At 33.7% G+C, this 20,361-nt stretch carries 21 protein-coding genes; 14 read left to right on the top strand and 7 right to left on the bottom strand.

Annotated features, from left to right (window positions below):
- Positions 1–87 precede the first annotated feature (87 nt).
- The 3 genes from BUB42_RS13520 (at position 88) to BUB42_RS13510 (ending at position 2,239) form a co-directional block, all read left to right on the top strand.
- Positions 88–579: a GNAT family N-acetyltransferase gene (locus BUB42_RS13520; RefSeq protein ID WP_073021309.1), complete on the top strand. Its 492-nt coding sequence runs from the start codon at positions 88–90 to the stop codon at positions 577–579.
- Positions 580–646: 67 nt separating this feature from the next.
- A complete protein-coding gene (gene prmC, locus BUB42_RS13515) occupies positions 647–1,501 on the top strand; it encodes a peptide chain release factor N(5)-glutamine methyltransferase (RefSeq protein ID WP_073021308.1) in 855 nt (284 codons plus the stop codon).
- Positions 1,502–1,873: 372 nt separating this feature from the next.
- Positions 1,874–2,239: a four helix bundle protein gene (locus BUB42_RS13510; RefSeq protein WP_073021306.1), complete on the top strand. Its 366-nt coding sequence runs from the start codon at positions 1,874–1,876 to the stop codon at positions 2,237–2,239.
- A 269-nt stretch (positions 2,240–2,508) separates the two neighbouring features.
- Here the strand turns inward: BUB42_RS13510 and BUB42_RS13505 are convergent, their stop codons facing one another.
- Positions 2,509–3,753 (bottom strand): ABC transporter permease, encoded by a 1,245-nt coding sequence (locus BUB42_RS13505; protein WP_073021304.1) that lies wholly within the window; start codon positions 3,751–3,753, stop codon positions 2,509–2,511.
- A 355-nt stretch (positions 3,754–4,108) separates the two neighbouring features.
- Here BUB42_RS13505 and hisS point away from each other — a divergent pair, with 355 nt between their 5' ends.
- The 10 genes from hisS to mtaB all read left to right on the top strand — a co-directional run bounded on the left by hisS (position 4,109) and on the right by mtaB (position 14,875).
- Positions 4,109–5,479 (top strand): histidine--tRNA ligase, encoded by a 1,371-nt coding sequence (gene hisS / locus BUB42_RS13500; protein ID WP_073021302.1) that lies wholly within the window; start codon positions 4,109–4,111, stop codon positions 5,477–5,479.
- A gap of 299 nt (positions 5,480–5,778) precedes the next feature.
- On the top strand, positions 5,779–6,357 hold the full coding sequence (locus BUB42_RS13495) for a nucleotide exchange factor GrpE (protein ID WP_073021300.1): 579 nt from the start codon (positions 5,779–5,781) through the stop codon (positions 6,355–6,357).
- 56 nt (positions 6,358–6,413) lie between these two features.
- A complete protein-coding gene (dnaJ, locus tag BUB42_RS13490) occupies positions 6,414–7,529 on the top strand; it encodes a molecular chaperone DnaJ (protein WP_073021298.1) in 1,116 nt (371 codons plus the stop codon).
- Between the two features lie 134 nt (positions 7,530–7,663).
- Complete coding sequence (locus BUB42_RS13485; RefSeq protein ID WP_073021297.1) at positions 7,664–8,587, top strand: ABC transporter ATP-binding protein; 924 nt, start codon at positions 7,664–7,666, stop codon at positions 8,585–8,587.
- Positions 8,588–8,712: 125 nt separating this feature from the next.
- Positions 8,713–10,029 carry an ABC transporter permease gene (locus BUB42_RS13480; RefSeq protein WP_073021295.1) on the top strand — a complete coding sequence of 439 codons (1,317 nt, stop codon included), beginning with the start codon at positions 8,713–8,715 and terminating at the stop codon, positions 10,027–10,029.
- A gap of 214 nt (positions 10,030–10,243) precedes the next feature.
- Complete coding sequence (locus BUB42_RS13475; protein WP_073021293.1) at positions 10,244–11,407, top strand: sigma-54-dependent transcriptional regulator; 1,164 nt, start codon at positions 10,244–10,246, stop codon at positions 11,405–11,407.
- Positions 11,408–11,450: 43 nt separating this feature from the next.
- Positions 11,451–12,137 carry a DEAD/DEAH box helicase gene (locus BUB42_RS13470; RefSeq protein ID WP_073021368.1) on the top strand — a complete coding sequence of 229 codons (687 nt, stop codon included), beginning with the start codon at positions 11,451–11,453 and terminating at the stop codon, positions 12,135–12,137.
- A gap of 190 nt (positions 12,138–12,327) precedes the next feature.
- Positions 12,328–12,546, top strand: coding sequence for a DUF2007 domain-containing protein (locus BUB42_RS13465; protein WP_073021292.1), 219 nt, complete (start codon positions 12,328–12,330; stop codon positions 12,544–12,546).
- 29 nt (positions 12,547–12,575) lie between these two features.
- Positions 12,576–13,379, top strand: coding sequence for a Cof-type HAD-IIB family hydrolase (locus BUB42_RS13460; RefSeq protein WP_073021290.1), 804 nt, complete (start codon positions 12,576–12,578; stop codon positions 13,377–13,379).
- 167 nt (positions 13,380–13,546) lie between these two features.
- Complete coding sequence (gene mtaB / locus BUB42_RS13455; RefSeq protein WP_073021288.1) at positions 13,547–14,875, top strand: tRNA (N(6)-L-threonylcarbamoyladenosine(37)-C(2))-methylthiotransferase MtaB; 1,329 nt, start codon at positions 13,547–13,549, stop codon at positions 14,873–14,875.
- 60 nt (positions 14,876–14,935) lie between these two features.
- On the opposite strand, the gene BUB42_RS13450 is transcribed toward mtaB, so the two are convergent.
- On the bottom strand, positions 14,936–15,652 hold the full coding sequence (locus BUB42_RS13450) for a 3-ketoacyl-ACP reductase (protein ID WP_073021287.1): 717 nt from the start codon (positions 15,650–15,652) through the stop codon (positions 14,936–14,938).
- A gap of 267 nt (positions 15,653–15,919) precedes the next feature.
- On the opposite strand from BUB42_RS13450, the gene BUB42_RS13445 reads away from it, so the two are divergent.
- Positions 15,920–16,792 (top strand): L,D-transpeptidase, encoded by an 873-nt coding sequence (locus tag BUB42_RS13445; RefSeq protein ID WP_073021285.1) that lies wholly within the window; start codon positions 15,920–15,922, stop codon positions 16,790–16,792.
- 240 nt (positions 16,793–17,032) lie between these two features.
- Here BUB42_RS13445 and BUB42_RS13440 read toward each other — a convergent pair whose 3' ends face one another.
- From BUB42_RS13440 to BUB42_RS13420, 5 genes are all read right to left on the bottom strand, one after another.
- Entirely contained in the window at positions 17,033–17,311 is a 279-nt protein-coding gene (locus BUB42_RS13440; RefSeq protein ID WP_073021284.1) for a DUF2805 domain-containing protein, read from the bottom strand.
- Positions 17,312–17,438: 127 nt separating this feature from the next.
- Positions 17,439–18,257: a sterol desaturase family protein gene (locus BUB42_RS13435; RefSeq protein ID WP_073021282.1), complete on the bottom strand. Its 819-nt coding sequence runs from the start codon at positions 18,255–18,257 to the stop codon at positions 17,439–17,441.
- 44 nt (positions 18,258–18,301) lie between these two features.
- Entirely contained in the window at positions 18,302–18,910 is a 609-nt protein-coding gene (locus BUB42_RS13430) for an alpha-ketoglutarate-dependent dioxygenase AlkB family protein (protein ID WP_073021280.1), read from the bottom strand.
- 4 nt (positions 18,911–18,914) lie between these two features.
- Positions 18,915–19,268: a DoxX family protein gene (locus tag BUB42_RS13425; protein ID WP_073021278.1), complete on the bottom strand. Its 354-nt coding sequence runs from the start codon at positions 19,266–19,268 to the stop codon at positions 18,915–18,917.
- Between the two features lie 63 nt (positions 19,269–19,331).
- Entirely contained in the window at positions 19,332–20,255 is a 924-nt protein-coding gene (locus BUB42_RS13420; protein ID WP_073021277.1) for an EamA family transporter, read from the bottom strand.
- Between the last annotated feature and the right edge of the window lie 106 nt (positions 20,256–20,361).

The raw sequence follows: 20,361 nt of genomic DNA, 5'->3' as shown, positions 1-20,361 counted from the left end.
ATTTTTGAGTTTAGGATTTTGTTGCAAAACTTCTAAAATTTATAATAAACAATCTCTATTTTTGCGGCGACTAATATATTTATAAAAATGGAAAATTACATTATTAGAAAAATTGAAAAACAAGACAATCAGCAAGTTGCGCAGCTGATACGCTTCGTCTTTGACGAATTAGAGATTCCAAAAGTGGGCACTGCTTATGAAGATCCTTATTTAGATCTTATGTTCGAGGAATATAGCAACCCAAGATCTGTTTATTATATAGTAGAAAATAACGGTAAAATTGTAGGTTGTGCGGGAATAGCGCAACTAGAAAATGAAGTGGACACAATTTGCGAACTGCAAAAAATGTATTTTTTGCCTGAAACACGTGGAATGGGGATTGGAGCTGAAATGATGGAACTTTGTTTAGCAAGTGCAAAAAACTTTGGATTTGCAAAGTGTTATCTAGAAACAATGCCTTTTATGCTCGATGCCCAAAAGCTATATAAAAAAGTAGGTTTTGAAAACATCGCTGCTCCAATGGGAAGTACAGGACACGTGAGTTGCCCTGTTTGGATGTTGAAAGATTTAGCCATTTAACTTACGGCGCCACAAGGTTAATAATGATGTATTAAATGAGTTTCTCTAGTTTGCAAAAAATCACAAAATGAAAATTAAAGAGTTTAGAACCCAATTTATTCAAGAATTAATAGCAATTTTTGGCGAAGATGAAGCCGAAAGTTTTTTCTATTTAATTTTAGAGGAAAAGCAGCAACTTAAAAGAATTGATTTGGCTTTGCAACCTGACTTAACTTTTTCTGAAGAAGAAATTTTAATGTGGAATTCAATTTTAGAACAATTAAAACTTGAAATTCCAGTTCAATATTTACTGGGCAAAACGAGCTTTTTCGGATTGGATTTTGAAGTGAATCCTTCCGTTTTAATTCCTAGACCAGAAACCGAAGAACTAGTAGATTGGATTATTAAAAATTCAAAGTCACAAGTTGAAAGTGCAAAAATAAAGATCCTCGACATCGGAACAGGAAGTGGATGTATTGCAATTTCTTTAGCAAAAAACATCAAAAATGCACAAGTATTTGCGATTGATATATCTGATAAAGCTTTGGCTACAGCCCAAAAAAACGCAGAAATTAATAACGTTGAGGTTAATTTTTTAAATCAAAACATTCTTGAAACGACAGATTTAAATCAAAAGTTTGACATTATAGTTTCAAATCCTCCTTATGTTCGAAACCTTGAAAAACAGGAAATCAAGAAAAATGTTTTAAACAATGAACCACATCTGGCACTTTTTGTTGAGGATAATGATGCATTGATTTTCTACAAGAAAATAGCAACGTTAGCCCAGAAAAACCTAACTCAAAACGGAGAATTATTTTTTGAAATAAATCAATATTTAGGTCAAGAAATGATCGAATTACTTGGGAAAATGAATTTCAAAAATATCGAATTACGCAAAGATATTTATGGGAATGATAGAATGATCCGGGGGATAAAGTAAGTCTTGAAAAAGGTACGAGGGTTTGAAAAAGGTACGAGGTCTTGAGAAAGGTACGAGGTACGAGGGTTTGAAAAAGGTACGAGGTTTTGAAAAAGGTACGAGGTACGAAATACGAGGTTTTGAAAAGGTACGAGGTCTTTAAAAAAGGTACGAGGTACGAAATACGAGGTTTTGAAAAAGGCACAAGGGCTTGAAAAAGTTACGAGGTTTTGAAAAAGGCACAAGGGCTTGAAAAAGGTATTATGTTTTAAAAAAGGTAGAAATTTAAAATACGAGGTCTTAAAAAAGTTCGAGATAAGAAGTAAGAATTTTTAGAAAGAGTTACGAATTACGAGGAAAAGTTAAATTATTGAAATTTTTAAAGTATTTACTATGATTGATATGAAAGCTAGAACTAAAAAGTTCACAATTGATTGTGCATTGCTGTGTTCAAAAATACCAAATTCACGAGAATACAATGCTTATTTAAATCAGCTTATAAGGTGTTCGAGTTCTGTTGGTGCTAATTATCGCGCTTCACAAAGAGCAAAATCTGCCGCTGATTTTATAAATAAATTAAAGATAGTAGAAGAAGAAGCAGATGAAAGTAATTTTTTTTTAGAAATTATTTTAGAACTAAATAAGAACGCAGACCTAAAATTAGAGATTAATACACTGTTAAAAGAAGGCAACGAAATCTTGGCAATTATTGTTGCATCCATCAAAACAGCCAGAATTAATCAGGGGAACAAAAAGTAAATATAAAGTAAATTTATCTACCTCTAAACTCGCAACTCCAACTGTAAACCTCGCTCCTAAATCCCCATACTTCAGACCTCGTACTTCATACCTCGTACTTCAAAGCTCGTACTTCCGCCTTCGTACCTCGTACTTAAAACCTCGTATCTCGTACCTCCAACTTCCGCCTTCGTACCTCCACCTTCGTACCTCCACCTTCGTACCTCGTACTTCAAACCTCGTACCTCCACTTTCGTACCTCGTACCTAAAATACCTCGTACCTTATTATTTACTCATATCGCAAAGCTTCAATAGGATCTAGTACCGCAGCTTTTATAGCTGGATATAATCCCGAGGCAATTGCAACAATAAAACTAGTAATAAATGCTGCCATGATCGCGCCCCACGGAATTACAAAAGCAAAATCCAATGCAGTTGCTATTCCAAACCCGATGAGAATTCCAAAAATAATCCCCATTAGTCCGCCTAGTTGACCAATAAGCAGCGTTTCAATAAAAAATTGAATGGCAATAGTAGTTTTCTTTGCTCCTAATGCTTTTCTAACCCCAATTTCGCGAGTACGCTCTGTAACTGATACGATCATGATGTTCATCAAAGCGATAGAAGATCCTAGAACAGTAATCACACCAATCAGCCATGACGCTAATCCAAGATATTTTGTTATTCCTAAAATTCTATTTATCAAATCATCACTACGAACCACACCAAAATTGTTGTCTTTTATAGGACTTAATTTACGAACTCTCCGCATCGTGCTCGTGGCATTATCAAGCGCTTGCTCTAGCAGTTCTTTTTTGGCAACCATCACACTTAAAGTATAATTAATGCTCGGAGCTGTAAATAAAGAACGAGCCACTTGAATGGGAATTAAAACTCGTAAATCTTGGTTATTACCAAAAGTGGAGCCTTTCTCTTTTAAGACCCCAATTACTTTAAACTTAGCGCCTCGAATAGAAATAATTTTGTCTATTGGGTTTACATCTTTAAGAATGCCTTTTTCAAAATCAGAACCCACAACGCATACATACGCATTATTATCGATGTCAAAACCTGTAAAATTGCGTCCAGCACTCGTTTCTAAACCAGAGTTGGTCATAAAAAATTCATCAACTCCTAGAATAGAATTTTCAGGATCAGTTTTAGTTGCTTCATATTTTACTTCAGCCGCAGCAGTAGCAGTAAATGAAAGTGAAGTTTCAGTAAATGGATATTTGTATTTATTTTTAAAAGAAACCGCTTCTGGGTAGGATATAATTGGATTTATAATTTCCCGCTCAGCACCACCGCGATTTCGAGTTGTATTTTCATACTGCTTTATGTTGAATGTATTAGCACCCATCGATGCAAAATCAGTCGAAATCGTATTTTCAAGCGCCGAAACAACGGTAAGAATACTCACTAAAGCAGTAATTCCTATTGCGATAATCATCACGGTAAGAACCGTTCGCAGCAATTGCGTTCTAATAGAACCCAATGCAATGCGTATATTTTCTTTAAATAATTTTAACATCATACAAGTTTGACACGAAAATACAATTTTTGTTACAAGTTTTCTTTATCGGAAAGGGAATTAATTACAATCGTTATTACTGGGAGCTTTTTCTCGCTTTTCATTACAATCCAGCAGCAAAAATAATTTGTTTTCAATTCCTTGAAAGGAGCTTCCGCTGGTCGCTCTTTCAAGCAAGAAAACAATATTATTTTGCACTGCTGTATTTCCATTGCAATCAAGGCTAGAGAAATTGCGATAAAATCATAATTTTTTTAAATAGAATAATTTTTAAAATATGATATTTGCAACATATTTCGATTTTCACACAATTAAAAAATTGTGATCGAAAATCTTTTATCGTAAATGACACAAACAAATGGCATCTAAACCAAGCATTCCAAAAGGAACGAGAGATTTTTCACCTATCGAGGTGGCAAAACGGCAGTATATAATCCAGATTATCAAAAGTAATTTTGAAAAATTTGGTTTCCAACCCATAGAAACGCCTTCGTTTGAAAATTCTGATACTTTGATGGGAAAGTACGGAGAAGAGGGCGATCGTCTAATTTTTAAAATCTTGAATTCTGGAGATTATTTGTCGAAAGCCGATGCAGCTTATTTGGAAAATAAAGACAGTGCTAAGTTAACTTCGAGCATCTCCGAAAAAGCCTTGCGTTATGATTTGACGGTTCCCTTTGCACGATATGTGGTACAACATCAAAACGAAATTGAATTTCCTTTTAAAAGATACCAAATTCAGCCGGTATGGCGAGCAGATCGCCCGCAAAAAGGTCGGTTTAGAGAATTTTTTCAATGTGATGCTGATGTTGTTGGGTCAAAATCCTTATGGCAGGAAGTAGAATTAGTTCAATTATATGATACCGTTTTTACAGATTTAGGTTTAATTGGAGCAACAATAAAAATCAATAACAGAAAAATTTTATCTGGAATTGCTGAGGTAATTGGTGCTTCGGATAAACTAATCGATTTTACAGTTGCGTTGGACAAGCTCGATAAAATAGGTGAGGACGGTGTGAAAAAGGAAATGATCGAGAAAGGAATTGCCGCTGAAGCGATTGTCAAAGTACAGCCATTATTCAATTTTATTGGAACTATTTCTGAAAAAATCGATAAACTATCTGATTTACTTTCTTCTTCCGTTGAAGGCTTGAAAGGAGTGGAGGAACTTCGTTTTATTTGTGATAACGTAATGAAGCTTGGATTAAATAGCGCCATTTTAGATTTAGACGTAACCTTAGCTAGAGGATTAAATTATTACACAGGAGCTATTTTTGAAGTTGCTCCGCCAAAATCAGTTGCAATGGGATCTATAGGTGGCGGTGGCCGCTACGATGATTTGACGGGGATTTTTGGATTAAAAGATATGAGCGGTGTTGGAATCTCCTTTGGTTTAGACCGTATCTATTTAGTCATTGAAGAGCTTAACTTATTTCCAGAAACCGTAACGGAAACTACAAAAGCATTGTTCATAAATTATGGAGATGATGAAGCTTTTTATGCTTTGCAAGCAATTCAAAGGTTAAGAGCCGCGGGAATTAAGGTAGAATTGTATCCAGATAATGCAAAGGTTGCCAAACAATTTCAACATGCTGACAAAAGAAGAATTCCATTTGCAGTAATTATTGGAAAGCAAGAATTAGAATCAAATACTTATTCACTTAAAAATTTAAGTACAGGTGAGCAGATATCGGTTGATTTTGAGAAATTGAAAGTGACATTATTATAGATCGTACAAAATTTGTGACCACAAAAAAAAGCTTCGTTTTATAAAACGAAGCTTTTTCTAATATAATACAAAGGTGAATTAATAATTGTGTGGAACTAACAATTTAATAAAATTTATCACTTAAAAATAAATTTCTTTTACAAAAGTAGAAAAATAAGGGCTTGTAAGTCTTAAATTAAACCTAAAGTTTGTAAACTAAATTATATAAAAATTGAAAACAATCAATTTTTTAAAAATATGACATTATGACATTTTAAAAGAATTGGCAACACTTTTGCAATCCAGAGAAAAGAATTGAAATGAACTTTAAAAATATATTTAAAAATACGAGCAGTATGAATACCGAAAATACAGAAATCGATCAAGAATTAGAGGAAACTATATTAGAAAATAATGCCAATGAAGAGCAAGCTATTGTTGAAGAATTAAGTGTTGAGGAGCAATTAACGCAAGACTTAGCAAAAGAAAAAGATAAATATTTACGATTATTTGCTGAGTTCGAAAATTATAAGAGAAGAACGGTTAAAGAGCGTATTGAGTTATTTAAAACTGCAAATCAGGAAGTGATATCAGCAATGTTACCAGTGCTCGATGATTTTGATAGGGCGATTACTGAAATTACAAAATCTGCTGATGAATCTGTTTTAAAAGGAGTCGAATTGATCCATGAGAAATTGAAAAGCACACTAGTTGCTAAAGGTTTAGAGGTGGTAGATATAAATGTGGGTGACGTATTTAATGCTGATTTTGCTGAAGCAATAACGCAAATCCCTGCTGCATCAGACAATATGAAAGGTAAAATTGTTGATATTCTTGAAAAAGGATACAAGCTAGGGGAAAAAATTATTCGTTTTCCAAAAGTGGTAATCGGTCAGTAAATCTATTTGTAAAAGGGCATTTAATTGCCACTTTATTATTGTTATAAAATATAAAAATGAAAAAAGATTTTTACGAAATACTAGGCATTTCAAAGGGTGCTGATGCTACTGAAATTAAAAAAGCATATAGAAAAAGCGCTTTACAGTATCATCCTGATAAAAACCCTGGAGACAAATCGGCAGAGGATAAATTCAAATTAGCTGCAGAAGCTTATGAGGTTTTAAGTGATCCTCAGAAAAAAGCGAAGTATGATCAATATGGTCATCAAGCTTTTGATGGCTCTGGTGGTTTTAGTGGCGGTGGTCAGGGCGGAATGAACATGGATGACATTTTCAGTCAGTTTGGCGATATCTTCGGAAGTGGCTTCGGTGGTTTTGGAGGTGGCGGTGGCGGCGGAGTTCGTCGTGCTAAAGGAAGCAATCTTCGTATAAAAGTAAAATTGACATTAGAAGAAATTGCTAATGGTGTCGAGAAAAAAGTAAAAGTAAAACGTAAGGTTCAGGCTCCGGGAGTATCATATAGAACATGTACTACTTGTAATGGTCAAGGGCAAGTAATGCGTGTTACCAATACAATCTTAGGTCGCATGCAGTCTGCATCTACTTGTCCCACTTGTGGTGGTTCTGGTCAGATTTTAGATAAAAAACCGACCAATGCCGATTCTCAAGGAATGATTCTTGAAGATGAAACGGTTTCGATTAAAATTCCTGCTGGAGTTGTTGATGGAATGCAATTAAAGGTTTCCAATAAAGGAAATGATGCGCCAGGAAATAGTATTCCTGGAGATTTAATTGTTGCTATTGAGGAACTTGAACATGAGTCATTGAAACGTGAAGGTGAGAATTTGCATTATGACCTATACATCAGTTTTGCAGAAGCAGTTCTAGGTATTTCTAAAGACATAGAAGCGGTGAACGGTAAAGTTAGAATTAAATTAGAGGAAGGAATTCAGTCTGGTAAAATTTTAAGGTTAAAAGGGAAAGGAATTCCAAACATCAATGGATACGGAAATGGAGATTTACTAGTTCACGTAAATGTTTGGACGCCAAAAACATTAAATAAAGAACAAAAACAGTTTTTTGAAAATGCGTTGACCGATGATAATTTTATTCCAAATCCAGAAAAAACAGATAAATCATTTTTCGAGAAAGTAAAAGATATGTTTTCATAAATACGATTGCTATACTTGCAACACTATAAATACTATTAGACCCATCCTTAAAGATACAAGGATGGGTTTTTTATGTAACAATTACAAGTATTTTGGCACTAATTATTTACTTTTACAACAATTAAAAATAAAGCATGAGCACTATACTGGAGGTTAATAAAGTAGTAAAACGATACGGAGATTACGTTGCGCTAAATGAAGTTACATTATCAGTTCCCAAAGGAAGTATTTATGGACTCTTAGGTCCGAACGGAGCTGGAAAAACATCCCTAATCCGGATCATCAATCAAATTACCTTACCTGACAGCGGTGAAATTATTCTTGACGGTGAGAAACTGCAGCCCAAACATGTGCAATATATAGGTTATCTTCCGGAAGAAAGAGGACTTTACAACACGATGAAAGTTGGTGAACAGTGTTTGTATTTGGCTCAAATGAAAGGACTTTCTAAAGCAGAAGCTAAAAAACAACTCGAATATTGGTTTGAACGATTGGAAATTCAAGGGTGGTGGAACAAGAAAATCCAGGAACTATCTAAGGGAATGGCGCAAAAAATTCAATTTGTTGTTTGTGTTTTACACAAACCAAAACTATTAATTTTTGATGAACCTTTTTCTGGTTTTGATCCCGTAAATGCTAATATTATCAAAGATGAGATTTTGAAACTTCGTGAAGATGGAGCCACGATAATTTTTTCAACCCATCGCATGGAAAGTGTCGAAGAGTTGTGTGATCACATTGCGTTGATTCACAAATCTAATAAATTGATTGAAGGAAAAATAAATGATGTAAAAAGACAATTTAAAACCAATAGCTATGAAGTGGGTGTGTTGTCAGACAATGTAGAAGGTTTAATGTATGATCTTACTCAAAAATACAAAGTCAATCCAGCTAATTTTAAGTCATTAAACGATAGCTTAAAACTAGAAATTCAGTTAGGTAATGCTACTCCAAATGAATTATTACATGTTTTAACGCAACGCGGTCAAGTCACTCATTTTGTCGAAAAAATACCAACTGTCAATGATATTTTTATTCGAACAGTAAGTGATAAATAAATCTACATTTTTAAAATAGCAAATTCCAAAAATATTGGAATTTGGAAATTAATATTTGATAATTTAAATATTTTGAATATTTAAATCTAAAATCAAAAATCGTTAATCCGAAATCAAAAATCTAAATGAGTATAGTATCATTAATTATAAAGCGAGAATTTATTACAAAAGTGCGCAATAAATCTTTTATTGTTATGACTTTTTTGAGTCCGTTATTATTTGTCGCACTTGCAGCATTCGTTGGTTATTTGGGTTCGATGAAGGCGGATACAAAACGAATTGCAATTCATGATGAATCGGGATTATTTGTAAAAGAATTCACAGCTAAAAATAGCAAGTCAGCAGAATATAAATACCTTGATTTATCAGCTATTGATTTAAAGTTTCTTAAAGACAGTATCGCTAATGAAAGTTTTGAAGGTCTTTTATTTATTCCAAAACCAACAAATCCTCAAGATTTTGAAAATAACATTCAATTTATTTCAAATAACAGTCCAAGTCTGTCCTTTATAGAAAGAGCGCAATCATTAATTGGTACTAAATTGACGAAAACAAATCTAATCAATGCAAAACTAGATACGATAGCAATTAATAAGGCCAAAGCTAATGTAAATATCAGCTTAGCAAAAGCGACAGGTGAGGAAACGGTTAAAGGTTTGAACGAAATTAAAATTGGTATTGGTGGCGCTTTTGGCTATTTAATTATGATGTTCATTATTATTTACGGCAACATGGTAATGCGCAGCGTAATTGAGGAAAAAACCAGTCGAATTGTAGAAATCATCATTTCTTCGGTAAAACCATTCCAATTAATGATTGGAAAAATTGTTGGGACCGCGCTTGCTGGATTATTACAATTCTTTATTTGGGCAATAATTGGGCTATCGCTACTTTTTGCTATTTCAATGTTTTTTGGTGTAAATGTAGCTCCAACAGCTAAAATTTCTCCCGAAATTATGCAAGCAGCACAGCAAGAAATGGCTGGGACAGCGCAAATGTATATCAAGGAACTATGGAATTTACCTATTGCCAGTATCTTAGTAGCCTTTGTGATTTACTTCATCGGTGGCTATTTTCTTTACAGCTCGTTTTATGCTGCAATTGGTGCTGCAGTTGATAATCAAACCGACTCACAACAATTCCTTTTGCCAGTTATAATGCCGTTAATTTTGAGTGTTTATGTTGGTTTCTTTACAGTAATCAATGATCCTCACGGCACGGTAGCGGTCGTTTTTTCAATGATTCCGCTCACATCGCCTATCGTAATGCTGATGCGAATACCGTTTGGCGTACCTTTGTGGCAAATTGCGATATCAGTAACGCTATTATTTGGAACTTTCTTTTCAGTGGTTTGGTTCGCTGCAAAAATATACCGCATAGGAATTTTAATGTATGGCAAAAAACCAACATGGGGGGAATTATACAAGTGGTTGAAGTATTAAAAGCAGTTATTATTGACTAGTTCCTAGTCGTTAGTGAATAGTCCTTAGTCAGTGATTAGTCAATAATACGCAGTCAATCATATGAGCCAAAGTTGATGGTTATTAAATTAAAAAAACTCAAATGTTACTATGGGTTTTAAAAACAAAGAAAAATTCAGGAGGTTTGCCAAGAGCTAAAAGCCAATAGCCAAACAGCCTTTTTAAAATTATAAAAATGCCAAAAATATTAATAATAGAGGACGAAGCTGCAATTCGGAGAGTACTTACCAAAATACTTTCTGAAGAAAACGACACTTATCAAGTAGAAGACGCAGAAGATGGCTTAATAGGCTTTGAAAAAATTAAAAATAACGATTACGATCTAGTTTTGTGCGACATAAAAATGCCCAAAATGGATGGAGTTGAGGTTCTTGAAGCCGTTAAAAAAATCAAACCTGAAATTCCTATGGTGATGATTTCTGGTCACGGGGACATGGAAACCGCTATTAATACAATGCGTCTAGGAGCGTTTGATTATATCTCAAAACCACCAGATTTAAACCGATTATTGAACACTGTTCGGAACGCTTTAGACAAAAAACAACTTGTAGTAGAAAACAAAATCCTAAAGAAAAAAGTTAGTAAAAACTACGAAATGATTGGCGAAAGTGAAGCTATTAATCACATCAAAGTAATGATTGATAAAGTAGCGGAAACCGAAGCGAGAGTTTTAATTACAGGTCCAAATGGCACCGGAAAAGAGTTAGTTGCTCATCAACTACATGAAAAAAGTTCCAGAGCAAACTTTCCGTTGATTGAAGTAAATTGCGCTGCGATTCCATCAGAATTGATAGAAAGTGAATTGTTTGGTCATGTAAAAGGAGCGTTTACATCTGCGGTAAAAGACCGTGCGGGAAAGTTTGAAGCAGCTGATAAAGGAACAATTTTTTTAGATGAAATTGGCGATATGAGTCTTTCGGCTCAAGCCAAAGTGTTGCGTGCGTTACAAGAAAGTATGATCACAAGAGTAGGAGCGGATAAAGACATAAAAGTAGATGTGCGTGTTGTTGCGGCCACTAACAAAGATTTAAAACTAGAAATCGCCGAAGGTCGTTTCCGCGAAGATTTGTATCATAGATTAGCAGTAATCCTTATAAAAGTGCCAGCCTTGAATGAAAGACGCGATGATATTCCGATGTTGATCACTCATTTTGCTGATAAAATTGCAACTGAGCAGGGAAATGCAGTAAAAAAGTTTTCTGCAACAGCAATAAATTTATTAAAAGAATATGATTGGACGGGAAATATTCGGGAATTAAGAAATGTTGTAGAACGTTTGATTATCCTTGGCGGAAGCGAAATTTCTGAGAATGATGTGAAATTGTTTGCTAGTAAATAGTAGCAATCAAAAAAAATTGAATCGAGTATTAAGTTATAAAAAAATGAAATTAAAAAAAATAAACGAAAAGTTACAAGAAGCATTAATCGAAAACGGCTTGAGCGAGGCTAACGTGCTGCAACAAGAAACATTTTCGACCTTAAAAAGTGGTGCCGATTGTATCATTATTGCCGATAAAGGGACTGGAAAAACAACCACAATTGTACTCAATGTGATTCAACAATTAGCCAGAGAAACTGAGGAATCCCCGCGTGCATTAATTATTGTTGAGGACAAAGCGAAAGTTTTGGAGATGGAAGAACTTTTTGAAAAGTATGGAAAATATACGGATCTTCAAGTTTACGGAGTGCATGATAAAGGCGATATGGAATATGATAAAAATTATATTTCGACAGGAGTTGATGTGCTTATAGGAACCCCAAACAAGTTAAGTGAAATGTTTACAACGGCAGGTTTTAATGTCAATCGTTTAAAAATGTTCATCCTTGACGATGCAGATCCTATTTTAAAATTGCGTCACGAGACTAAAATTATGCGTATTTCAAATAGTATCAATAAAACACAACGTGTTATTTTTTCTGATGTATTAACAGATAGAATAGAGATTTTAGCGGATAAAATGTTGCTTGAACCTATTTTATTCGAAATTGAAGAAGAGGAAGATGGAGATCTAGAAGAGGACGAAAATTCTGAAATGGACGATGAAGATTTAGAAAAAGGAAATGAATAAAAAAGAGTAATTAGACGCTCCGCGAAGTTTTTAATTTTGAGTAGGTGATTTTCAGTATTTGACGGTAATTATATTTCTATAATAACGAATTGTTTTTTTACGTTTCACGCTCCTCAAAGTTGGAAAATTTGTGGGACTCTGAAGCTGATTTAAAAAAAATAATAGAAATAAGCATAAAAAAAACAACAAGATGGGATTAATGAAAGTGTTTTCGGGAAGTGAAATTTTAGCAATGGCTTTGCAACAAAAAATAGAAGCTATTGGTGTTGACGTAGTGGTAAAAAACAACATACAATCCGCTAGATTAGGGGGTTTTGGAAATACAGATTTGGCAGTGGAATTATTCGTTCAAGAAACAGAATTTGCAAAAGTAAATCCAGTTATTGAAGAATTTCGAATGAGTATATAAACGCAAACTGTAATTGTTAATATAAGGAAATGAAATACAAAATGTTGGTTTTGGACATGGATGATACCTTGTTAACTGATGACCATAAAATTTCTGAAGAGAATAAAGAAATGTTATTTAAGGCGCAAGAACTTGGAGTTTATGTAGTTTTAGCGTCGGGGAGACCCACATTAGCAATGACTTCGTTTGCCAAGGAATTAAAATTAGATGATAATAATTCTTATATGTTGTCTTTCAACGGTGCTGTAATTACAGATTTAAAAGAAGATAAAGTGTTGTTTGAGCAAACCTTGACGCAACAGCAAATTCACGATCTATATGATTACAGCTTGATCAGTAAAACTCACATTATTACATACATTGATGGTAATATCTTGAGTGAAACGGATTCGGAATATATTGAGATAGAGAAAACTATAACAGGATTAGAACATAACAAAGTTGCTAGTTTTAAGGAAGCGGTTACTACTTCGGCAATTAAATGTATTTTATTAGAAGAGCCTAGTTATTTAAAAAAAGTGGAGACAGATTTAAAAAAGGCGATGCCGCATTTGAGCGTTTCTATGTCGAAGCCTTTTTTCCTAGAAGTCGCACAAAACGGAATTGATAAAGCGGCGAGTGTTAAATTCTTAGCTGAAAAATTAAATATTCTGCAAAGCGAAATTATTGCTGTTGGTAATGCTGGAAATGATCTATCGATGATAGAATATGCTGGATTGGGAGTTTGGGTAGACAATGTTGATCCAGAATTAAGAGATAGAGCGGATGTGATCGTTGCATCGAATAATAATCATGGTGTAGCTGAAGTTGTGAGACGGTTTATATTAAATTGATATTGCGTTGCAAAATAATTTATGTCCGATATTGAGTCTGAAAAACAGATTGAATATCGGATTTACTTTATAATAAAATTAAGGCTGTATCTGTTTTACCGAATATTAGTTTGTAAATTTGCACACTTAAATTTTTTGACAACGATTTCATTAGTTTAAGAATTATTATGGAAAATAGAAAAAAAGTTGCCTTTTATACGCTTGGTTGCAAATTAAATTTTTCGGAAACTTCTACAATTGCTCGTTCTATAGAGGATGAAGGATTTGATAGAGTTGATTTTGAAGAAGTAGCTGATATGTATGTAATAAACACCTGCTCCGTAACTGAAAATGCCGATAAACAGTTTAAGCAAATTGTGAAAAAGGCAATGAAGCTAAATAACAAAGCGTTTATTGCTGCTGTGGGTTGTTATGCGCAATTAAAACCTGAGGAATTAGCTGCTGTTGATGGTGTAGATTTAGTTCTTGGCGCAACAGAAAAATTCAAAATTACCGATTACATAAATGACTTGTCTAAAAATGACATGGGCGAGGTACATTCTTGCGAAATTTCAGAAGCTGATTTTTACGTGGGAAGTTACTCGATTGGTGATAGAACACGTGCCTTTTTAAAAGTTCAAGATGGTTGTGATTATAAATGCACGTATTGTACGATTCCATTAGCCAGGGGAATTTCTAGAAGTGATGAATTAGAAAATGTTCTAAAAAATGCGGCCGCTATTTCAGCTCAAAATATCAAGGAAATTGTTTTAACTGGAGTGAACATTGGTGACTACGGAAAAGGGGAATTTGGAAATAAAAAGCACCAACATACCTTTCTAGAATTAGTTCAAGAATTAGATAAAGTAGAAGGAATTGAGCGTTTGCGTATTTCGTCTATCGAACCCAATTTACTAAAAAATGAAACAATAGAGTTTGTCTCAAAAAGTAGAACTTTTGTTCCGCATTTTCATATTCCTTTACAATCTGGAAGTAACGCGATTTTAAAGCTGATGAAGCGTCGTTATCAACGGGAAGTTTACACTGAAAGAGTAAATAAAATACGGGAAGTAATGCCGCATGCTTGCATAGGCGTTGATGTTATCGTGGGCTTTCCAGGTGAAACTGATGAGCATTTCTTAGAAACCTATAATTTCTTGAACGAAATGGATATTTCTTATTTACATGTTTTCACCTATTCTGAGCGTGACAATACTGAGGCTGCCGATATGGAAGGTGTTGTAGCTGGTAATGTTCGCGCAAAAAGAAGTAAGATGATGCGCGGATTATCCGTTAAAAAACGTCGGGCTTTTTATGAGAGCCAGTTAGGAACTAATCGATCAGTACTTTTTGAAAGTGAAAATAAAGAAGGTTATATTCATGGATTTACAGAGAACTATGTAAAAGTAAAAACTCCATGGAATCCAGAGTTAGTCAATACATTGCACGATATAAATTTAACGAGAATTGATGAAGATGGAAGTGTAAGGATGGATTTTGTTGCTACTCTTGTGTGAAATTATTTCCATATCCCTCTCAAAGGAGAGGGAATTAAAATCCATAATTTCTAAAAAATATTATGGATTTGTTGACCAAATGCTGCTATTTTTTATAAAAACTCTTCGGTTTAATTTGAGTTGAGCAACAATTAATTCAGCCATATCTTCAGCTTGCATCACTTTATCAGGATTTCCGTCTGTTAGTTTTAATTCCTTAGCCATATCAGTAGCAACAGTGCTTGGCGTTAAAGCGGTAACTCTGATGTTATATTTGCGTACTTCTTGCATCAATGAATCTGTCAATCCTAAAACGGCAAATTTAGAAGCGCTATAGGCACTAGTTAATGCGTTTCCATTCAGTCCCGCTGTAGATGAAATGTTGATAATATCACCAGTTTTTCTTTCGATCATATTTGGTAAAATAGCCCTAGTTACATAATACGTTCCCATTAAATTTACCTGAATTATATTTTCCCAATCCTTAGGTTCTAATTCTAGGAATTTTCCAAAAGCTGCAATTCCAGCATTGTTAATTAAAATGTCGATCGTTTTAAATTCGGAAAAGGCTTTTTCGACTGCTGTATTCACTGAATTAATATCGGCAACATCAGCAATTACTGTTAATGCTTTTACTCCGTGAGCTTTTACCTCTTGCGCTACTTCATCTAAATCCGATTGTGTTCTAGCAAGTAAAATTACATTTACACCTTCTTTTGCTAGTGCAATTGCTACCGCTTTACCTATTCCTTTTCCAGCTCCTGTAATTAAAGCATTTTTATTTTTTAGATCATTCATTTTATTTAATATTATGTTATGATCAGCAAAGTTAAATTATTTCGTTTTTTTCGACACAATTGTAAAAGTAAAATAGGATGGTTTTAACTTTTAGATCGAAAGTGAACTAAGAAAACGCGATTAAATTTAATAACGATTAAGTTTAATTATGTAATGTACATTGCATCGAAATTATGCAATTTTGCTGGTTGAATTATACATTTGTGTCAAAGCACACCATTGTGTTGCACAGAAGTATTAATATGTTTACCAATAAACAAATTAACTATGAAAAAAATCACTTTACTTTTAAACATCTGCATTGTACTAGTTTTATTCTCGTGTAAAAAACAAGATAAAGTTCAAGAAGTTGCAAAACCAGAATCAATTGCTGTAAAAGAGCGAAACCAACCCAAGAAGCGAACGTACCACATGGAAAGTGCTAAAGAATTTTTAGCAAAAAACAGCAGTGATAGTACACAAGTTACTATTGCTTACGCAATAAATAGAACCGACGCTGAAAATTTCAAAAAAATGGATTCTGTGCTGATTGCCGATGATTGGAAAGGAGATATTGAATTTTATTTACCTTTTCCGTTAGAAGTAGGTGTATTAAGAGAGATTAATAGAATTGTTTTCTTTTCTTATCCCACTCAAACATTTGCTGCCTATGAAAAAGGGCAACTCGTTTACACTGGTCCAACAAATATGGGACGAGAAAAGGACAAAACTCCCACCGGACTCTTTTTTACAAATTGGAAAGCGGAAAAAACGATCAGTACTTTTGACGATGAATGGGAATTACTTTGGAATTTCAATATTGAGAATAAATTAGGTGTAGGATGGCATCAATATGCTTTACCTGGTTATCCTGCTTCGCACTCGTGTTTAAGACTTCAGGAAAAAGATGCTCGTAAACTTTACGATTGGGCCGAACAATGGGAATTGTCAGATCCAGAAACGGTGAAAGTAAAAGGAACTCCAGTGATTGTTTTTGGAGCCTATGATTTTAAAGCTGCTAAACCATGGTTGCAGTTAATTGACAATCCAAAAATTTTAGATATCTCTGAAAGCGAACTTGAAAAAGTCACAAAGCCCTACTTAAAGAGTATTTTGATGGAACAAAAAATTAGACAAGATTTTCAGAAGGGTGCTAAATAATCTTTGCATTTCAATATATTCACGCTAGAAGAATAAGGAGGGTGGTTAGTTTGTTGCTGTTTCATGCTTTATGTAATTATCTAAAACTTTTTTTTCTTTGTTAAGGAGACGCTTGCATTGTGACAAATGTAATGTCTAATTGTTATTTAAATTTAAATGGAACCTCGCCAAATTCTAAAAAAAAAGACTTTACAATCTAATTTAAAACAAAAAAACTCCTGAATTTCAGGAGTTTTGCTTTTAGTCAAATTTATTTTTTATATAATACTTACCATCCAAATCTTCATCAAAATCATCAATTTTAACGGGTTTTGGTTTTGGCTTAAGTGCTGTTGCTTTCTTTTTCCACATTTCGAATTTTTCCGCAGGCATCTTCTTTTTCATGATCTCCAGAATCTCTTTTTCGGCTAGACCGTACTCCTTTTTTATACTCTCAAAAGGATTCTTTTCTTCTAAAGCCATTTTAACAAGTTTTTCTGTTTGCTCCCAGCTCAATTCTTTTTTATTACTTTTTTTCATCACGTGAAAATTAATTCTAATAAGTTGTTAATGATTAATAAATTACAATTTTAATTTGATACCAATATTAAGAAAAAAAAGTTAGATTTTATCAAAACTTAAATTTTATTTACGCTTTTTCAACGATTTAATTTTCCTTCCGATTTTGGAAAGGTATTTTTAATAAATTTTGTAAATCATTGTGTTGTTGCGGATCGGGATGCGAGTCCACACCATAAATTATTTCTTCTCTTGGAAGTGTCATAAATGTTCCAAATAACCGATCCCAAACGGAGAATATATTGCCATAATTACTGTCAGTGTAAGGCAGAACATGATGATGATGTACTTTGTGCATATTGGGCGATACAATAAAATAACTCAATAGTGTATCTATTTTTTTTGGTAATGAAATGTTAGCATGATTAAATTGTGATGCAACCACTGAAAGACTTTGATATAAGAATACCATCCACATTGGACTACCTATTATTAACACGCCTAAAACTGTAAAGGTAAAACGAATAACACTTTCTCCAGGATGGTGTCTGTTAGCTGTAGTGGTATCGATCCAAGTATCAGTATGATGAATTAAATGAAATCTCCATAAAATTTTGACTTTATGTTCTACTAAATGAACTAAATACGCTCCTATTAAATCGAGCAACAATAGCCCAAGAAGTGCATAAAGCCAAATATTCATTTGTGGTAACCACTGTAAAATACCAAAATTGTTTTTTACTGTCCAGTCGGCGGTTTTCAATAAAACAAACGCTAAAGCAAAATTGACGATTATTGTTGTTGCAGTCAAAAAAATATTGATTCCTGCATGTTGCCACTTTTTATAGCTGAAATTAAAAAGCGGAAAAGCATTTTCAATCATCCAAAATGTGGTAATTCCACCCACAAGAATTATGCTTCGGTGTAAGGATGGAATAGTAGAAAAGTAGGATATAATGTCGTTCATGGTAAAAAATAAGTATACCAAATGTAATAATTTTTCATTACAATTTATTTTATCATTCTGAAAGTGAGGTTAATTCGAGGATTGATTGGTTTTGCTGTTTTTGGAATTTGGTGTTTCCAGAAATGCTGCGTCGTTCCTTTCATCAATAGTAAACTACCATGTTCAAGCACAATATTTTTTTTCTGGTCCTTTTCAGTGTTGTGTTTTAATTGAAATACGCGTTCGGCCCCAAAAGTCATAGATGCAATTATTGGATTTAATCCCAATTCTTTTTCATTATCGGCGTGCCAGCCATTACTATCTTTACCATTACGATAGTAATTGAGTAAGACGGTACTAAAATTTGCCATAGCAATTTGTTCAACTTCCGCTTTAATTTTTTGCAACAGCAAACTCCATGGATGAGGTTGCATTTTAATATTAGAATAGGAGTAGGAAAGTCCTTCGTCTCCATACAAAGCGGTTAAGCGAGGCTGCGGATAAATTTTTCCATAAACTCTAATATCATCTTGTTGCCACAGAATATCTTTTTGTAATTCGGCGTAGATTTCGTCTGCAATTACTTTATCATAAAAATTAGGAAAATAACTAATTTCAGCATTTGGCAAATCAAAAATAATAGGTTCCGAAGAGGAGTCAAATAGCGTTTTCATGTGGCTATGTATATTGATAAGCCCAGTAAATTAGACCTAATTGCAAAGGCATTCGCAAAAGCGCAATCCATTTTGGTAAACCCATTCTGGCCTTTTCTTCAAAAAACATATAGAGATGTGTTGGAAAAATAGCAATCAATAATGCAATTACTCCCCAAGCTGCGTAATTTGAAATAGGAGGAATGCAGAGTGCAATTGCTAAAATCATTTCGGCTACACCGCTTACATTATTTAGTAATTTAGGATTAGGAAAATAGGGAGGAATGATTTTTATGTACAGTCGTGGATTTCTAAAATGGTTAATTCCCGCAATAAAGTAAACAAAAGCCATTACGTATAAATGCGAAGGTAAACTCATAGTTATTTTATTTAATACGAATTTATGAAAAAACAAACGCAATACGACCGCTAATTTTTTATTTTATTCTGTTATTAGTTTGGATTTTTTTTTAAAATCGACATTCATAATTACGATTGCAAAAATGATTAAAACAATACCAAACCACTGTAATGGAATTACCGCTTCGTTTAGTAATGTATAAGCCATCAAAACCGAAACGGGTAGTTCAAGTGCTGAGACAATACTTCCCAGTCCGATTCCTGTTAGTGGAAAACCAGCATTTAAAAGCATAGGTGGAATGATTGTACCAAAAAGTGCTAAAATTATTCCCCACTTAGCGAAAATTTCAAAATTAAACGGTGTAACTTGTGTAATCAATGCAAAACTAAATATAATGACTGCACCTCCTAAAAGCATATATAAACTTCTTTGCGTAGATGAAATACTAGTGGCAACTCTATTAGCGGTAAACATAGTTGTTGTAAATGAGGTTGCCGCTAATAATCCAAATAAAATTCCCAAAGGCCAGTTAGTAGTTGCATCGTTAAAATTAATCTTAAAGATGTTTATTGCAAGCGCTGTTCCAATTAAAACAATAATTACCGAAATTATTTTCTGCAATGAAGGTGCTTTTTTATCAAGAAACCATTCTAACAAAACGCCCATCCAGACCGTCTGCATCAATAAAACAATTCCTATCGAAACAGGGATGTATTTCACAGCCAGATAGTAAAACAAGCTCGTCATTCCTAGCGATGTTCCAGCGAGCATTAAATGAAATATATTCTTTTTAGATGCTTTGGTAGCGGTATTTTTATTTTTTATTTTCTGGAAAAAATTTAAAAGTAGCAATCCTATAATTCCATATATAAATTGAGCAGTTGTAACCTCTGCGGTTGTAAATCCATCATCATAAGCAAGTTTTACAAATGTGGCTAACATTCCGTAACTCGTTGCGCCAATTCCCACTAAGAAAACTCCCTTCATTACCTTATTTTTTGTCATTTTTTAAATTTTAAAAAGCTGGCAAAGATAGGTTTTAGTTGGAACTAATGAACAAAAAGTTTCTGTATGGAGTTGTGAATATATTTTGACTTACCTGATTGATTCC

Origin of the sequence: Flavobacterium micromati, assembly GCF_900129585.1 — a bacterium.
In the GTDB taxonomy this organism is placed as follows: domain Bacteria; phylum Bacteroidota; class Bacteroidia; order Flavobacteriales; family Flavobacteriaceae; genus Flavobacterium; species Flavobacterium micromati.
This window is presented reverse-complemented; position numbering and strand designations above follow the sequence as displayed.

Coding starts and splice junctions, on each gene's coding strand:
- BUB42_RS13520 (WP_073021309.1), top strand. CDS start 88: ATGGAAAATTACATTATTAGAAAAATTGAAAAACAAGACAATCAGCAA.
- prmC (WP_073021308.1), top strand. CDS start 647: ATGAAAATTAAAGAGTTTAGAACCCAATTTATTCAAGAATTAATAGCA.
- BUB42_RS13510 (WP_073021306.1), top strand. CDS start 1,874: ATGATTGATATGAAAGCTAGAACTAAAAAGTTCACAATTGATTGTGCA.
- BUB42_RS13505 (WP_073021304.1), bottom strand. CDS start 3,753: ATGATGTTAAAATTATTTAAAGAAAATATACGCATTGCATTGGGTTCT.
- hisS (WP_073021302.1), top strand. CDS start 4,109: ATGGCATCTAAACCAAGCATTCCAAAAGGAACGAGAGATTTTTCACCT.
- BUB42_RS13495 (WP_073021300.1), top strand. CDS start 5,779: ATGAACTTTAAAAATATATTTAAAAATACGAGCAGTATGAATACCGAA.
- dnaJ (WP_073021298.1), top strand. CDS start 6,414: ATGAAAAAAGATTTTTACGAAATACTAGGCATTTCAAAGGGTGCTGAT.
- BUB42_RS13485 (WP_073021297.1), top strand. CDS start 7,664: ATGAGCACTATACTGGAGGTTAATAAAGTAGTAAAACGATACGGAGAT.
- BUB42_RS13480 (WP_073021295.1), top strand. CDS start 8,713: ATGAGTATAGTATCATTAATTATAAAGCGAGAATTTATTACAAAAGTG.
- BUB42_RS13475 (WP_073021293.1), top strand. CDS start 10,244: ATGCCAAAAATATTAATAATAGAGGACGAAGCTGCAATTCGGAGAGTA.
- BUB42_RS13470 (WP_073021368.1), top strand. CDS start 11,451: ATGAAATTAAAAAAAATAAACGAAAAGTTACAAGAAGCATTAATCGAA.
- BUB42_RS13465 (WP_073021292.1), top strand. CDS start 12,328: ATGGGATTAATGAAAGTGTTTTCGGGAAGTGAAATTTTAGCAATGGCT.
- BUB42_RS13460 (WP_073021290.1), top strand. CDS start 12,576: ATGAAATACAAAATGTTGGTTTTGGACATGGATGATACCTTGTTAACT.
- mtaB (WP_073021288.1), top strand. CDS start 13,547: ATGGAAAATAGAAAAAAAGTTGCCTTTTATACGCTTGGTTGCAAATTA.
- BUB42_RS13450 (WP_073021287.1), bottom strand. CDS start 15,652: ATGAATGATCTAAAAAATAAAAATGCTTTAATTACAGGAGCTGGAAAA.
- BUB42_RS13445 (WP_073021285.1), top strand. CDS start 15,920: ATGAAAAAAATCACTTTACTTTTAAACATCTGCATTGTACTAGTTTTA.
- BUB42_RS13440 (WP_073021284.1), bottom strand. CDS start 17,311: ATGAAAAAAAGTAATAAAAAAGAATTGAGCTGGGAGCAAACAGAAAAA.
- BUB42_RS13435 (WP_073021282.1), bottom strand. CDS start 18,257: ATGAACGACATTATATCCTACTTTTCTACTATTCCATCCTTACACCGA.
- BUB42_RS13430 (WP_073021280.1), bottom strand. CDS start 18,910: ATGAAAACGCTATTTGACTCCTCTTCGGAACCTATTATTTTTGATTTG.
- BUB42_RS13425 (WP_073021278.1), bottom strand. CDS start 19,268: ATGAGTTTACCTTCGCATTTATACGTAATGGCTTTTGTTTACTTTATT.
- BUB42_RS13420 (WP_073021277.1), bottom strand. CDS start 20,255: ATGACAAAAAATAAGGTAATGAAGGGAGTTTTCTTAGTGGGAATTGGC.